Origin of the sequence: Actinoplanes sp. NPDC051470 (assembly GCF_040682035.1) — a bacterium.
Taxonomy (GTDB): Bacteria; Actinomycetota; Actinomycetes; order Mycobacteriales; family Micromonosporaceae; genus Actinoplanes.
Window position 1 is genome coordinate 163782 of sequence record NZ_JBFBAA010000016.1, and the last position, 14307, is coordinate 178088.

Below are 14307 nucleotides of genomic sequence, written 5' to 3' on the forward strand. Positions count from 1 at the left end.
AAGGGAGCCTCCGCCGGCTGCGGAGGCTCCCTTCCGTTTTATTGGTCACCGGCGCTGTGGAGGAGCACCGGCTTCATCCGACGCCGCGAGGCGCCGGCTCGGGTCGCACCCGGGACCGGTGCGACCCGCGCCTTTCAGGGTGTTACCGGGTGAGCGTCAGCCCAGGCCGCCGAGCAGACCGTTGGTCAGGCCCGCGACGTTGGCGTTGTTGCCGCCCAGGCCGCCGGTCACGCTGTCGACCGCGGAACCCTCGGTCGCCGCCGACTTGGCGTGCGCCTTGCCGGCCTTGCGCGGCGCGTCGCCGTACTTGTCGCCGTTGTTGCCGGCGTAGTCGTCGTCGTCGCCGTTGTTGCCACCGTTGTTGCCACCGTGGTGGTGGGGACCATCGTCGTCACCGTCGTGGTCGGCGTCGTAGTCGTCGTCGTTGCCGTTGTCGCCACCGTTGCCACCGCCCTGGTGACCACCGTTGCCGCCGTTGCCACCGAAGTCGTTGCCGCAGTCGGCAGCGGCGTTGGCCGCACCCAGCACGCCCAGCGCGTTGCCGCACAGGTTCAGGCCGAGGTCGACCGGCGCGGCGATCTGGGCGCCGTTCGCGATGCCGACGTTGTTGTGCGAGTCCTGCTTGATGTCGTCGTTGCCACCGCTCTCGACGTTCTTCGAGGCGCCGGCGGCGTGCGAGGCGCCGGCCACGGACACGGCGTTGCCGGTCACGTTGGCGAAGCCGTTGATCGGGGCGGCGAGCTGCAGGCCGTTGAGGGCACCGAAGTTGTCGTAGGTGACCTGCTCGATGCCGCTCTCCTGCTTGCCCTTGCCCTGCCCGCCGAAGAGGTTCCAGCAGGCGGCCTGGCCGTTGGCGAAGCCGAGCACGGAGGCCGAGTTGCCGCAGACGTTCGCGCCGAGGTTGATCGGAGCGTAGATCTGGGCGCCGTTGAGCAGCCCGTAGTTGCTGTGCGAGAGCTGGGTCGGGTCGCCCCCGCCCTTCTTCTCGGTGGTGGCGCTCTCCTTGGACTTGCCCTTGGAGTGGCCACCGAAGCTGTTCACGCCGGTGCCGGCCGCCTGGGCCCCGCCGGCCGCCGCGACGGCGTTGCCGACGACGTTCACGCCGCCGTCGACCGGGATGAGGACCTGCGCGCCGTTCAGGGCGCCGTAGTTCTTGGTCGACTTCTGCTTGTAGGAGCCGCCCTCGAACACGTTGCCGCAGGCGGCCTGGCCACTGGCCCAGCCGAGCGCGGAGATGGCGTTGCCGCAGACGTTCGCGCCCAGGTCGATCGGCGCGGCGGCCTGGATGCCGTTGCCGATGCCGTAGTTCCAGGACGTGTCCTGCGAGACCTTGTCGTCCGCGTGCGCGGCGTTGGCCGAGGTGAACAGCAGGGCGCCCGCGGCCAGGACACCGACGCTCAGAGTCTTGCGAACCCAAGTCTTCATGAGAAAGTAGTGCCTTTCAGAATGTAAGCAGAATGTGATTGCACATATTCAGTTGGCGTTTCGCAGAACGGTGCACAGGGGCGCAGCGGTGCCCGGCATCAATTGCTGGAACCTGACTCCGCTTGTCGACGTGCGCCCAACAGCGGTGGAATGTGACGTGAACCGGCCGGAATGTGATTCGCCGTTTGTGCGCAAACGGTCAGGGAATCGAGGCGGCGGTCACTCAGTCAGGTGAGACGGTCGGTGCCTCGGCGTCGTGCCGCCGGACCTCGACATCGGTCGCCTGGAGCAGCCGGTGGGAAGCCACCGAACCGCTCGCGACCGCGGCCGGGAGGAAGGCCGCTGAGCCACCCTCCGTCGGAGCACCCGACGCGTTGGTCGAGATGCCGCTGAGTGCCCCGAACTGCACCTGCGGGGATGCGGGGAGATCGCCACCACCGGGCGTGCGGCCCGGCTCGGCCGCCGTGATGGCGTGCCTGGTGATCGCGTGCCGCGTGCCTGCGGACGCCTTCGGTGCCGCGGCGTCGTGCGGCCCGGCCGGCTGGCTCGGGGACACGACGTGCGCGGGCGGTGCTGGGTCCGCGATCCGGGTCGCCACCGCGTCGGTCACCGGCGACTCGGCCGGTGCCGGGCGCCGCGACTCGGTCTCGTCCGCCTCAGGGGCGGCCGGAAGGGCCTGGGCCGATCCGGGAACCGGGTCCGGTGTCCGGGTGAGCGGTGCCGCCACCGGGGCGATCTGCTCGGGATCCGTGGCGCCGTCGGTGAGACGGCTGGGGCCGGTCAGATCCCGGACGACGTGATCGGCCGTGCTGAGCACGGGCGCCGCGTCGTCCTTGGCGTGTGCCACCGCGCCGACGACCTTGAGCGGCTCGTCGAGGACGGCGGTGACACGCCGGTCTTTCCTGGTCGCCGGGCGGTCCGTGTCCAGCGGCCGGGTGGCCGCCTGCAGGACCCGGTCAACCGGCGTCTCGGTGCTGCTGCCGGTCAGGACCGTGCCGACCAGCGACGACACCTCGGTCGCCGGGTCGTGGTCCGCGGCCTGAGCGGCGGCTCCGGTGAGCAGCCAGGCAGCGCCGGCGAGGCCACCGATGACAAACGCACGCAGTGCCCAACGCCGTCCGCGCCGCTCCGCCCCCTGGCTGTGGGGCGGCATGGGCGTGGTCGGGGCGCTGGTGGGCGCGACGGACGACGCGAGCGTCCCGAGCGGCGTGCGCTCGATCACCCACCCCGTCATGTCCCACCCCTTTGTCGTCGGTCCCCTGCCGAACGGCCCATATCGGCCACTCGGTATGGGTAACGAAACGACAGAGGCGGGGTCACGCCGACAAATAGGAAAAATAATCGGGCCGGGAATTACACCGTTCGCGTCCGCGGTCCGGCCCGGAGAACACCGGACGGCAGTTGTTTGCCCAACAGTTTCTCGGCCAACTCGGCGACCTCGATCAGAGCGTCCAGGTCGATTCCGGTGTCCAGGCCCATGTCGTGCAGCATGTGGACCACCTCTTCCGTGGCCACGTTGCCGGAGGCGCCCGGCGCGTACGGGCAGCCGCCGATCCCGCCGACGCTGGCGTCGAACTCGGTCACGCCCAGGTCGAGCGCGGTGAGGATGTTGGCCAGCCCGGTGCCCCGGGTGTTGTGGAAGTGCAGCAGGTCCGGGCGTACCGCGGACAGCAGGTCGCGCACCCGTCGCGGGGTGGCCATCCCGGTGGTGTCGCCGAACGCGATCCGGTCGGCGCCGTCGGCCCGCACCCGGGCCACGATGCCGGCCACCCGGTCGGGGTCGATGTCGCCCTCGAACGGGCACCCGAAGCTGGTCGCCACGATCACCTCGAGCGTGGCGCCGGCCTCGTGCACCAGCGGGATCAGGGCGGTGATGTCGTCCAGCGACTCGGCGGTGGAGCGGTTGAGGTTGCGGCGGTTGTGCGTGTCGCTGGCCGAGACGACGACCTCGATCTCACCGAAGCCGGCCGCGAGGGCCCGCTGGGCGCCCCGCGTGTTGGGGATCAGCGCCGACCAGCGGATCTCGGGACGCTTCGCGACCCGAGCCCACACCTCGTCGGCGTCGGCCATCTGCGGGATCGCCTTGGGATGCACGAACGACACCGCCTCGATCCGGCGTACGCCCGTGCCGCCCAGCGCGTCGATGAGCCGCACCTTGCTGTCGGTCGAGATGGGCTCCTCGTTCTGGAGCCCGTCCCGGGGTGCCACCTCACGGATCGAGATCATCACGATCACCTCATCCTGGCGACGATGCCCGTGTCGTAGTCGCCGCTGGTGAACTCGGGGTTGTCCAGCAGCTCGGTGAAGAACGGCAGGTTGTTCTTGGGACCGGCGATCTTGAAGCCGGCCACCGCGGTCCGGGCCCGGGCGATCGCCTCGGCGCGGTCGGCGGCGTACACGATCAGCTTGGCCATCAGCGAGTCGTAGTGGGGCGTGACGGTCAGGTCGGGCGCGTACCCGGAGTCGACCCGGACGCCCTCACCGGTCGGCTCGACCCAGGTGGTGATGTGGCCGGGGCCGGGGAAGAACCGCTTCGGGTCCTCGGCGTTCACCCGCAGCTCGATGGCGTGGCCGCTGGTGGTCAGCGCGTCCGGGTCGAAGGTGGGCGGCAGGCCGCTCGCGATCCGCAGCTGCTCCTCGACCAGGTCGATGCCGTGGATCAGCTCGGTGATCGGGTGTTCGACCTGGAGCCGGGTGTTCATCTCGAGGAAGAAGAACTCGCCGGTGGCCGGGTCGAGCAGGCACTCGACCGTGCCCGCGTTGCGGTAGCCCACCGCCTCGCCGGCCAGCACCGCGGCGGCCAGGAAGCGTTTCCGCAGCTCGGGGCTCACCGCCGGGGACGGCGCCTCTTCCACCAGCTTCTGGTTGCGCCGCTGCACCGAGCATTCGCGCTCGCTCAGGGCGATCACCCGGCCGTCGGCCAGGCCGAGGATCTGCACCTCGACGTGGCGTACCCGGGGGAAATAGCGCTCCAGGAGCACCGAGCCGTCGCCGAAGGTCCGTTCCGCGAACGCGGAGACCTGGTCGAACGCCTTGCGCAACCCGGCCTCGTCCTCGGCCACCGCCATGCCCATGCCGCCGCCGCCGGCCGACGCCTTGACCATGACCGGGTAGCCGATGCCGGCGGCGGCCGCGACCGCGTCGTCGGCCGAACCGGCGGGATCCTGGGTGCCGGGCGCGACCGGGACCCCGGCCGCGGCCATCAGATTGCGCGCGTTGATCTTGTCACCCATCGCGGTGATCGCGTCGGCGCCCGGCCCGACCCAGACCAGGCCGCCGGCCTCGACGGCGCGGGCAAAAGCCGCGTTCTCGCTCAGGAAGCCGTAGCCGGGGTGGATCGCCTGGGCGCCGGTGGACGCGGCGGCGGCCAGGATCGCCTCGGCGTTGCGATAGCTCTGAGCCGGCGCCGCCGGGCCGATCGCGACCGACTCGTCGGCCTCCAGCACGAACGGGAGGCCGGCGTCGGGCTCCGAATGGACCGCCACGGTGCGGATGCCGAGGCGCTTCGCGGTGCGGATGATCCGCCGCGCGATCTCGCCGCGGTTGGCCACCAGCAGGGATTCGATCACTCCTGGGCCCGTCCTTCGAGGGCGCAGGCCGCCGCCGTACGCAGCAGAGCCGCCGCACGCTGCCGCTCGACCTCGTCGCCGAGGAACGGCGTGGAGTTCATCAGGCCGAACGCGGCGTGGGCGAGCACCCGGGCCTCGCCACCGTTCAGCTCGGGCCGCAGGGTCGCCAGCACGCCCACCCACTCCTCGACGTACTGACGCTGGAGGCGGCGGATCTGCCGGCGCGGCTCCTCGGGCAGCCGGTCGAGCTCGTGCAGGTGCAGCGCGATCACCGCCGGATTGGCCAGCGCGAACTCGACGTGGAAGGCGATCAGGTCGGTCAGCGCGGCGTGCGCGTCGTCGGGGTGGCGGGTCACCCGCTCGCGGCCGCCGTGGAGCAGGCCCTCGCTCACCGGGATCAGGGCGGCGACCAGCATCGCCTCCTTGCCGGCGAAGTGGTGGTAGAGCGCCGGCCCGGTGACCCCGGCGGCCGAACCGATGTCGTCCATCGAGACGCCGTGGTAGCCCTTGGCGGCGAAAAGGCCGACCGCGATGTCGAGGATCTCGTCGCGCCGCGACCGCCGGCGTGGTGCGGGCGGGCCCGGCCGCTGCTGCTGATCTACCGTCACCGGAAAACAATAACCCGCCGTCAAGTTCCTTACTTAACGCTCGTTCAGTGAGATGGCCCTCGTCGTGTACGGCTCGGCCGTCAGCACCCGCTCGACCGCGGCCGACCGGGCCGGCGTGCCGTTGCGGGCGTCGAACCGGGTGCCCAGCTCACGGGACGTACGGGACATCTCGGCCGCCAGCTCGGCGGCCGGAACGGTCTCCTCGCCCCGGCGGACCGGCGCGTCGCCGTGACCCAGCTCGGTCAGCCGGCGCAGCAGCAGCCCACCGGACGCGGTGAAACTCATCACCGCCGCCGGCGACGGCGCCTTCGGCAGCCAGCTCAGGTGCCGTTCGAGCAGCTCCAGGCCGCGGTGCTCGTTGCCCGTACGCGCGCAGAACTCGATGTGGTCGGCCACCGCGCCCATCTCACCGAGCTTGTCCTTGGCCCCGCGGTACGACCGCCGGAACGCGTCCGCCGCCTCGTCCGAGCGCCCGGTCCGCAGGTAGGGGAACATCAGCGCGCCGAGCACCGACTGCGGCTGCTTCTCGCAGTCCAGCTTCTGGGCCAGCGCCGCCTCGCCGACCGCGATCGCCTCGGCGTCCCGGCCGGTCGTGGCCAGGTACGCCATCCGGCTGTCCGGGTCACAGCCCGCGCAGTCGGACAGGTCGTCGCGCGGCGCGGTGACCCAGCGCTCGTACCACCGGGCCGCCGCGTCGTCGTCGCCGATGTGCCGGGCCACCAGGTGGCGGTAGTGGTAGACGGCCTGTGTCTTCTCGCCGGCCTCGCGGTAGCGGCGTTCCATGTCGTCCAGCACCGCGTACGTCCGGTCCAGCGGCACCTCGGGGAACTTCAGCAGCCCGCTCACCGCGAACTTGAAGTACCAGAGCAGCTCCCAGCTCCAGGCCTCGTGGTGGTCGAGACCCGGGTCGGCGTCGTACTCGGCCAGGCAGCGAGAGAACGTCACGAACGACTTCGCCGGCTCGCCGCTCATCACGTACGACTGGGTCAGGATCATCCGGGTCTGGAAGGCCAGCTCGGTCTCGCCGGCCGCGTCGGTGTGCCGGAGCACCTGCTCGAGCGCGGCGACCTGGCCCGGCCCGTACGGCAGATCGGTGGCCTGACCGAGCATCTGCCACAGCTCGTTGTAGGAGTACGCCATCACGCGCCACCCTCGACGGCGTGGCCCAGCAGGCCCAGGAACGAGCTGTTCAGCAGGTCGGCGTCGGCCGGCCGGATCGGGTGGTAGCCGAGCAGCAGCGCCTGGCCGTAGAGCGCGTCCACGGCCAGACCGGCCAGCTCGGGGTCGGCCAGCCCGCAGATCCGGCGGACCAGCGGATTGTTGTGGTTCAACACCAGCTGAGGCCGGTCGACCGGCACCGCGGCGGCCACCGCGCCGAGCACGTCAGCCCACAGGTCGTCGACCTTGTCGCGGGTCGCGCTCAGCTCGCGGCCGAACGCGGCGCTGCGGCTGACCAGGTAGAGCGCGGGCAGCCGGCTCGGCTCGAACGCCCGCAGCAGCACCTCGCAGCCCAGCCGGTCGAGCCGGCGCTGGGCCGCGGCCAGGAACGGGCGCAACGCCAGCTCGGCGTCCCGCTCCACCGACTCGAACCGGGTGGCCAGGTCGGACGGGTCCATCCGCTGAACACCGGGCAGCCGGGACAGGATGTCGGTGTCGTACGCGTACCCGGCGTTCACCAGCACCATGTCCTGCGCCGCGGCCACCGCCGCGAGCTGCCGGAACTGGTCGACATCGTCGACGTAGCGCACCACGCCGTGCCGCTCGCGCAGCTCGGCCAGCGTGGCCCGGCCGGCGTTCGTCTCCATCGGCAGCCACTGCTCGACCAGGCGCAGCATCTCGTCGTCGTGCAGGGCCAGCGCCTTGACGCCGAGGTGGTGCACGCGCAGGAAGTCGCCCAGCCGGCCCGGGTCCACTGTGGCCAGCCGCACCAGCCAGCCGCGGAGCTGGTCGGCGATCGCGTCCCGGGTGTCGGCCAGCAGCGAGTCGTCGTACAGGGCCTCGCGGCTGGCGGTCGGGCGCAGTTCGGTGCTGTCGACCACGCAGCGGACGAAGAACGCCCACTCGGGCAGCAGCTCGTCGACCGACTCGGCCAGCAGCATCCGCTTGAGGTAGACCCGGTGCCCGCCGCGCGTCGCCGGGTTGGCCGGGGTGGGCAGCACGAACGCCGCCCCGGACAGGCCCGCTTCGGGTACGGACAACGGGATCACGTCGAACGGCGTGAACCCGAGCGTCTCGGCGCCGTACCGCAGCATGTCGGCCCGGCTGCCGGCCCACGGAAGCGTCCCGGTCGTGGTGCGCCGGTCGTCGACCGTGACCTCGACCGGCAGCAGCGAGCCGTAGAGCGTGGCCAGGTGGACGACCGTGTCGTGGGTGCGGAACTCGTCGGTGCCCCGCCGCGGCAGCAGCGTGACCTCGGTGCCGGGCTCGCGGTCCTCGGCCGGCCGCACCTCGTAACGCCCGTCGGAGAACCCGATCCACCGCACCGCCGGCTGCCCGGCCTGCTGGGTGTGCACCCGGATCTCGTCGGCGACCAGGAAGCAGGAGAGCAGGCCGATGCCGAACTGGCCGAGGAACTCGTGCCGGGCGAAGCCCAGCTCGTCCCGCTTCGAGCTGCGGCCGATGGTGGCCAGCAGCTCGTGGACCTGCGCCTCGGTCAGGCCGATCCCGTTGTCCACGACCCGGATCAGGTCGTCGGTGGTGGTGATCCGCACCCGCCCCGCGTGGTCGGCGCCCACGGCGGTGATCGCGTCCACCGCGTTCTGCAGCAGCTCACGGACGTAGACGCGAGGGCTCGCGTACAGGTGATGGCTGAGCAGATCGACGATGCCGCGCAGGTCGACCTGAAACGTGTTACGCACGCAGAGAAGGTAGCGATCTCGGCGCGTTTTGGGCGTCCCGTTTTAGGGCTGGTCGCCTTTGGCGATGGGCGCGCGGACCAGGTTGCCCCACTCGGTCCAGGAGCCGTCGTAGTTGCGGACCCGCGGGAAACCGAGCAGGTGGGTGAGGACGAACCAGGTGTGGCTGGACCGCTCACCGATCCGGCAGTACGCGATCACGTCGTCGGACGGCGAAAGGCCCAGCCCGGCGCGGTAGATCGCGGTGAGCTCGTCGGCGCTCTTGAACGTGCCGTCCTCGTTGGCCGCCGACTTCCATGGCTTGCTCAGCGCGCCCGGGATGTGACCGCCGCGCAGGGCGCCCTCCTGCGGGTACGCCGCCATGTGGGTCAGCTCACCGGAGTATTCCTGCGGCGACCGCACGTCGACCAGCGGGCGCCCGGCCGTGCTGTGCTCGGCCACCTCTTCCCGGAAGGCGCGGATGGCCGCGTCGTCACGAACCGGCACCGGGTAGTCGGCACGCTCGCGGACCGTCTTCTCGCGGGTCAGCTCGCGCCCCTCGTCGGCCCACTTCTGCCGGCCGCCGTCGAGCAGCCGCACGTCGGCATGGCCGAACAGACTGAAGACCCACAGCGCGTACGCCGCCCACCAGTTGAAGTTGTCGCCGTAGAACACGATCGTGTCGCCGCGCCCGATGCCCTTGGCCGCGCACATCTCGGCGAACGCCGCCGGGTCGAGGTAGTCGCGGGTGACCTGGTCGTTGAGCTCGAGGTGCCAGTCGACCTTGACGGCGCCCGGGATGTGCCCGGTGTCGTAGAGCAGCACGTCTTCGTCGGACTCGACCACGACCAGGCCGGGCTCGCCCAGATGGGCGGCCAGCCACTCGGTGGTGACCAGGCGCTCGGGGTGCGCGTACGCCTGAAGTTCGGTGTTGTCGTCCAGCTCCACAGCCATGCCTCGAACCTATCCCCTATTCGACCGGACCGAGGGTGGGTCGCTTCGCGGTGACCAGATCGCCCGAGGACCGGCCCTGGAGGCGGCGCTTGATCCACGGCGCCAGGTGTTGACCGGCCCAGCGCAGGTCGGCGCCGCGGGCCAGCAGCCACGGCGTCGGGGCGGGGGCCGGCGGGATCAGCAACCACTCCTCGTCCACGCCGACGCCGAGCTCGGTCAGCACCCGGGCGGCCACCCGGCGGTGTCCGGCCGGGGAGAGGTGGATCCGGTCGGTCGACCACATGACCGGGTTGTTGCGGAAGGCGTCGTCGGCGAACAGGTCGATCAGGTGGGCGCCGTGCCGGTCGGCGATCTCACCGACGCCGCGGTTGAGCACGGCCACCCGAGGGCCGTAGATGCGCTGGCCGGGCAGGTGGGTCGAGACGTCGGCGAAGCGGAACATGACGACGTCGGCGCCGGTCGCGCGAATCTGCTCGATCACGCCGTCGAGCCGGGCGATCAGCGCTTCCGGATCGGCCTTGCGGCGCAGCGCGTCGTTGCCGCCGGCGGCGAAGCTGACCAGGTCGGGGCGCATGGCCAGGGTCGGTTCGAGCTGCTCGGCGATGACCGCGTTCAGCAGCCGGCCGCGGATGGCCAGGTTGGCGTACCCGAAATCGGGGCCGGCCTCGACCGCCAGCCGGGCCGCGACCAGGTCGGCCCAGCCCCGGAAGGTGCCATCCGGGTACGGATCGTCCATCCCCTCGGTGAAGCTGTCACCCATCGCCACATAGCTGCGCCAGGTCATCGTCCGCCCCGTTCTATGTCCTTTACAGCTATCTAGCTAAGCACTCGTTCACGGCGAAAAGCAGCGTGACGCTGCTGACACCCGTTACCTACACTCGCGGCCATGCTCCTGCGGATGTCCACGATGCTGCTCAAGACCCTGCGCGAGGACCCGGCCGAGGCGGAGGTGCCGAGCCATCGGCTGCTGCTGCGCGCCGGCTACATCCGTCGCGCCGCGCCGGGCGGCTACACCTACCTGCCGCTGGGCAAGCTGGTGCTGGACAACGTGGCCCGGGTGGTCCGGGAGGAGATGGCCGCGGCCGGCGCCCAGGAGGTGTCGTTCCCGGCGCTGCTGCCGCGTGATCCGTACGAGACGAGCGGCCGCTGGACCGACTACGGCGACGAGATCTTCACGCTCAAGGATCGGCGGGACACCGAATACCTGCTCGCACCCACCCACGAGGAGATGTTCGCGCTGCTGGTGCAAGATCTGACCAGCTCCTACCGGGACTTCCCGATGATCCTGTTCCAGGTGCAGACGAAGTACCGGGACGAGGCCCGCCCCCGGGCCGGCCTGCTGCGCGGGCGCGAGTTCCTGATGAAGGACGCGTACTCCTTCGACCTCACCGACGAGGGCCTGGCCGACGCGTACGGCGTGATGCGCGTCGCGTACCAGAAGATCTTCGCCCGGCTGGGTCTGGAGCACACGATCGTATCGGCCATGGCGGGCGCGATGGGCGGCTCGGCCTCGGAGGAGTTCCTGGCCCTGGCCGACGTGGGCGAGGACACCTTCGTCGGGTGTGCCAAGTGCGACTACGCGGCGAACACCGAGGCCGTCGTCACGCCCGCGCCGCCGGCCCCCGAGGGCACACCCGGCCCGCTGACCGTGCACGACACCCCGGACACCCCGACCATCGCCTCGCTGGTCGCCCTGGCCAACGAGCGCGCGCTGGACGGCCGGACCGACTGGACCGCCGCCGACACGCTGAAGAACGTCGTGGTCACGGTGCACCACCCGGGCGGCGAGCCGGAACTGCTGGCGATCGGTGTGCCCGGCGACCGCGAGATCGACCTCAAGCGTCTCGACGCCGCGCTGGCGCCCGCCACGGCCGAGCTGTTCGACGACTTCGCGTCCCGGCCCGACCTGGTCAAGGGCTACATCGGGCCGCAGGGCAGCAAGATCCGCTACCTGGCCGACCCGCGGGTGGTGGCCGGCACGGCCTGGCTGACCGGCGCCAACCAGCCCGGCAAGCACGCCACCTCGGTGGTGGCCGGCCGCGACTTCACACCGGACGGGACCATCGAGGCGGCCGAGGTACGCGCCGGCGACCCCTGCCCGCGGTGTTCCGAGGGGGAGCTCACCATCCGCCGGGGCATCGAGATCGGGCACATCTTCCAGCTCGGCCGGCGCTACACCGACGCGTTCAAGCTCGACGTGCTCGGGCCGGACGGCAAGCCGGTGCGGCCGACCATGGGCTCGTACGGCGTCGGCGTGTCCCGGGCGGTGGCCGCGGTCGCCGAGCAGCACCACGACGAGCGCGGCCTGGTCTGGCCGGCCGAGATCGCCCCGGCCGATGTGCACGTGGTCGCCGCCGGCAAGGACGGGCAGGTGGCGGCCGCGTTGCGGCTGGCCGGCGAGCTCGTGGCGGCCGGGCTGCGGGTGCTGGTCGACGATCGCCCGGGTGTGTCGGCCGGGGTGAAGTTCACCGACGCCGAGCTGATCGGCATCCCGCACACCGTCGTGGTCGGACGCCGTCTGGGTGACGGGTACGGCGAACTGCGTGACCGCCGAACGGGTGGCCGTGACGAGGTTCTCATGTCGGACATGGTCGCGGCCCTGACCACCGTGTAACGATGGCGGTCTCATGCGGCGGGAGGTGCGGACATGGCCAGGACTTCGGTCGCCGAGGTGATGACGCGACGGGTCATCTACCTCTCGGGTGACACGATGCTCGACGAAGCGGCACAGGCGATGCGCGACCAGGCGATCGGTGACGTGGTGGTGACCCACGGGCCGACCATGGCCGGGCTGGTCACCGACCGCGACATCGTGGTGCGCGCGATCGCCGAGGGGCTGCCGCCGAAGACCACCACGCTGGAGACCATCGCCACCCGCGAGATGATCATGGTGGAGCAGTCGGCGTCGGTCGAGGAGGCGGTCCGGGCGATGCGCGAGCGTGGCGTACGCCGCCTCATCGTCTGTGACAACGACCGCAAGGTGGTCGGCATCGTCTCGCTCAGCGACCTGGCACTGCTGCCCACAGCGGCCTAACGTTTTTCGTAGAGCCGCCGCACGGCCGCGATCAGCTCGTCCAGGCCGGTGGGCGGGCTGTCCGCGCGCCAGGCCAGCCGGACGGTGATCGGCGGAGCGCCCCGCAGCGCGCGGTAGGCCACGCCGGGCCGGGGGTTCTGCTGCGCGGTCGCCTCCGGGGTCACGCCGACCGCCTGGTTCGCGGCGATCGTGGTCAGCCACTCGTCCACGCTGCCGGTCCGCCGGATCACCCGCGGCCGGGCGTCGGCCGGCCACATCTCCGGGGTGGTCGTACCGGTCCGTTCATCGATCGCGATCGGGTATCGGGCCAGGTCGGTGAGCCGCAGCGTGCGGCGCCGGGCCAACGGGTGCTCGGTGGCCATCGCGACCACCCGGCGCTCGCGGCCGACCTCGACCTCACGGAAGCGCGGGTCGTTCAGCGGCGTACGCAGCACCGCCACGTCGGCCGTGCCGTCGCGCAGGCCGGCCGTCGGCTCGTTGGCGTGCACGAAGATCAGCGGCACGTCCGGATGGGCGCTGGCCCAGCGTTTCTGCAGGCCACGGGTGTGCCGGCCGAGCGCGGCCCAGGCGTACCCGACCCGCACCTCGGCCCGGGACGCGGCGACGATGTGCTCCAGGTGGGCGACCTCGTCCAGCACGCGGCGGGCCTGGGCCAGGACCTTGCGGCCGGTCTCGGTGAGCGCGACATGGCGGGTCGTGCGATTCAGCAGGCGTACGCCCAGAACACGCTCCAGCGCCGCGATGGACCGGGACACCGCCGCCTGCGACACACCGAGAACGGCCGCCGCATCGGTGAACGTGCCCTCGTCCACAACCGCGATCAGCGCCCTGAGCTGTCGCAGATCCATACGCCGAGCGTATAGGTCGACCGGCTGAGGCATTTCCGTCGTCGGTGCCGGGCTCCGCATGCTTCGGTCATGAAGACGGCCGGTGGCATCGCCACGATGGTGACCAGCGCGGCGAGCAATCAGACCGGCGCGGCCATCGGCGCGCACGCGTTCCCGATGATCGGCCCGGCCGGCGTGGTGGCCGTGCGGCAGGTGGTCGCGGCCGTCTTGCTGCTGCCTCTGGCCCGCCCCGACCTGCGGCGGATGCGCTGGTCACAGTGGTGGCCGGTGCTGCTCCTGGGCGTCGTCTTCGCGACCATGAACCTGAGCCTCTACACCGCCGTCGACCGGATCGGGCTGGGCCTGGCCGTGACGCTGGAGGTCCTCGGGCCGCTGGCGGTGGCGCTGCTCGGGTCGCGTACCCGCCGAGATCTGATCGTCGCCCTGCTCGCCGGGCTGGGCGTGTGGGTGCTGGTGCTGCCCGGCCCGGCCAGCGACTGGATCGGGATCGGCCTCGGGCTGCTCGCGGCCGGGTGCTGGGCCTCGTACATCCTGCTTAATCGGGTCGCCGGGCAACGGCTCGAAGGCATCACGGCGCCGGCCCTGGGCTCGGCGGTGGCGGCGCTGCTCAACCTGCCGATGCTGATCGTGCTGCTGCCCCTGGAGCCGGCCGCGCTGTGCTACGCCGGGGCGGCGGGGATCCTCAGCTCGGTCCTGCCGTACACGGCCGATCTGATCGCTTTGAGGCACGTGCCGGCGCGCTTCTTCGGGCTGTTCATGAGCGTCCACCCGGTGCTGGCCGGGCTGGCCGGCCTGATCCTCCTCGGCCAGCCGCTCGCCGGGCACGAGTGGCTGGGCATCGCGATGGTGATCGCGGTCAACGCCGGGTCGGTCTTGACAGGCCTTCCGGGCCGGGCCGAGACTCGCTCCAGGGCCGACGCGGCCCGCCGCTCGCGCCCCTCCCGGGGTCTGGTGAACGCGTCCACGCCACCCTGATTGATTCGCTTCCTCCGCTCGGCGAACCAGTCGGCAATGCGAGCACCGGCCACGACGTTC

Annotated in this window: 13 protein-coding genes; 3 read left to right on the plus strand and 10 right to left on the minus strand. The window is 71.5% G+C overall.

Annotated features, from left to right (window positions below):
- Positions 1–156: 156 nt before the first annotated feature.
- The 9 genes from AB0M54_RS27195 to AB0M54_RS27235 all read right to left on the minus strand — a co-directional run bounded on the left by AB0M54_RS27195 (position 157) and on the right by AB0M54_RS27235 (position 10174).
- On the minus strand, positions 157–1425 hold the full coding sequence (locus tag AB0M54_RS27195; protein ID WP_364474388.1) for a chaplin family protein: 1269 nt from the start codon (positions 1423–1425) through the stop codon (positions 157–159).
- A 223-nt stretch (positions 1426–1648) separates the two neighbouring features.
- Positions 1649–2659 (minus strand): hypothetical protein, encoded by a 1011-nt coding sequence (locus AB0M54_RS27200; RefSeq protein ID WP_364474390.1) that lies wholly within the window; start codon positions 2657–2659, stop codon positions 1649–1651.
- 119 nt (positions 2660–2778) lie between these two features.
- Complete coding sequence (locus AB0M54_RS27205; RefSeq protein WP_364312155.1) at positions 2779–3660, minus strand: hydroxymethylglutaryl-CoA lyase; 882 nt, start codon at positions 3658–3660, stop codon at positions 2779–2781.
- Positions 3657–4994 (minus strand): biotin carboxylase N-terminal domain-containing protein, encoded by a 1338-nt coding sequence (locus AB0M54_RS27210; RefSeq protein ID WP_364474392.1) that lies wholly within the window; start codon positions 4992–4994, stop codon positions 3657–3659. Before AB0M54_RS27210 ends, AB0M54_RS27205 begins: the two co-directional genes overlap by 4 nt.
- A complete protein-coding gene (locus tag AB0M54_RS27215; protein ID WP_364312161.1) occupies positions 4991–5602 on the minus strand; it encodes a helix-turn-helix domain-containing protein in 612 nt (203 codons plus the stop codon). Before AB0M54_RS27215 ends, AB0M54_RS27210 begins: the two co-directional genes overlap by 4 nt.
- A gap of 33 nt (positions 5603–5635) precedes the next feature.
- Positions 5636–6742, minus strand: coding sequence for a hypothetical protein (locus tag AB0M54_RS27220; RefSeq protein ID WP_364312164.1), 1107 nt, complete (start codon positions 6740–6742; stop codon positions 5636–5638).
- Positions 6742–8460 carry an HSP90 family protein gene (locus tag AB0M54_RS27225; RefSeq protein WP_364312167.1) on the minus strand — a complete coding sequence of 573 codons (1719 nt, stop codon included), beginning with the start codon at positions 8458–8460 and terminating at the stop codon, positions 6742–6744. Before AB0M54_RS27225 ends, AB0M54_RS27220 begins: the two co-directional genes overlap by 1 nt.
- Before the next feature lie 42 nt (positions 8461–8502).
- Positions 8503–9390, minus strand: coding sequence for a sulfurtransferase (locus tag AB0M54_RS27230; RefSeq protein WP_364312170.1), 888 nt, complete (start codon positions 9388–9390; stop codon positions 8503–8505).
- 16 nt (positions 9391–9406) lie between these two features.
- A complete protein-coding gene (locus tag AB0M54_RS27235) occupies positions 9407–10174 on the minus strand; it encodes an SGNH/GDSL hydrolase family protein (RefSeq protein ID WP_364474394.1) in 768 nt (255 codons plus the stop codon).
- A gap of 102 nt (positions 10175–10276) precedes the next feature.
- On the opposite strand from AB0M54_RS27235, the gene AB0M54_RS27240 reads away from it, so the two are divergent.
- Together AB0M54_RS27240 and AB0M54_RS27245 are read left to right on the plus strand one after the other, a co-directional pair.
- Positions 10277–12004, plus strand: coding sequence for a proline--tRNA ligase (locus AB0M54_RS27240; protein WP_364474396.1), 1728 nt, complete (start codon positions 10277–10279; stop codon positions 12002–12004).
- Between the two features lie 33 nt (positions 12005–12037).
- Positions 12038–12424: a CBS domain-containing protein gene (locus tag AB0M54_RS27245; RefSeq protein WP_364312178.1), complete on the plus strand. Its 387-nt coding sequence runs from the start codon at positions 12038–12040 to the stop codon at positions 12422–12424.
- On the opposite strand, the gene AB0M54_RS27250 is transcribed toward AB0M54_RS27245, so the two are convergent.
- Complete coding sequence (locus AB0M54_RS27250; protein WP_364474398.1) at positions 12421–13272, minus strand: LysR family transcriptional regulator; 852 nt, start codon at positions 13270–13272, stop codon at positions 12421–12423. The genes AB0M54_RS27245 and AB0M54_RS27250 overlap by 4 nt on opposite strands.
- 69 nt (positions 13273–13341) lie before the next feature.
- Here AB0M54_RS27250 and AB0M54_RS27255 point away from each other — a divergent pair, with 69 nt between their 5' ends.
- Positions 13342–14247 (plus strand): EamA family transporter, encoded by a 906-nt coding sequence (locus AB0M54_RS27255; protein WP_364474400.1) that lies wholly within the window; start codon positions 13342–13344, stop codon positions 14245–14247.
- The last annotated feature ends 60 nt before the right edge of the window (positions 14248–14307 follow it).

Bases quoted from the DNA above. Each gene is read 5' to 3' on its own strand.
- AB0M54_RS27195 (WP_364474388.1), bottom strand. From the start codon at position 1,425: ATGAAGACTTGGGTTCGCAAGACTCTGAGCGTCGGTGTCCTGGCCGCG.
- AB0M54_RS27200 (WP_364474390.1), bottom strand. From the start codon at position 2,659: ATGACGGGGTGGGTGATCGAGCGCACGCCGCTCGGGACGCTCGCGTCG.
- AB0M54_RS27220 (WP_364312164.1), bottom strand. From the start codon at position 6,742: ATGGCGTACTCCTACAACGAGCTGTGGCAGATGCTCGGTCAGGCCACC.
- AB0M54_RS27230 (WP_364312170.1), bottom strand. From the start codon at position 9,390: ATGGCTGTGGAGCTGGACGACAACACCGAACTTCAGGCGTACGCGCAC.
- AB0M54_RS27235 (WP_364474394.1), bottom strand. From the start codon at position 10,174: ATGACCTGGCGCAGCTATGTGGCGATGGGTGACAGCTTCACCGAGGGG.
- AB0M54_RS27240 (WP_364474396.1), top strand. From the start codon at position 10,277: ATGCTCCTGCGGATGTCCACGATGCTGCTCAAGACCCTGCGCGAGGAC.
- AB0M54_RS27245 (WP_364312178.1), top strand. From the start codon at position 12,038: ATGGCCAGGACTTCGGTCGCCGAGGTGATGACGCGACGGGTCATCTAC.
- AB0M54_RS27250 (WP_364474398.1), bottom strand. From the start codon at position 13,272: ATGGATCTGCGACAGCTCAGGGCGCTGATCGCGGTTGTGGACGAGGGC.
- AB0M54_RS27255 (WP_364474400.1), top strand. From the start codon at position 13,342: ATGAAGACGGCCGGTGGCATCGCCACGATGGTGACCAGCGCGGCGAGC.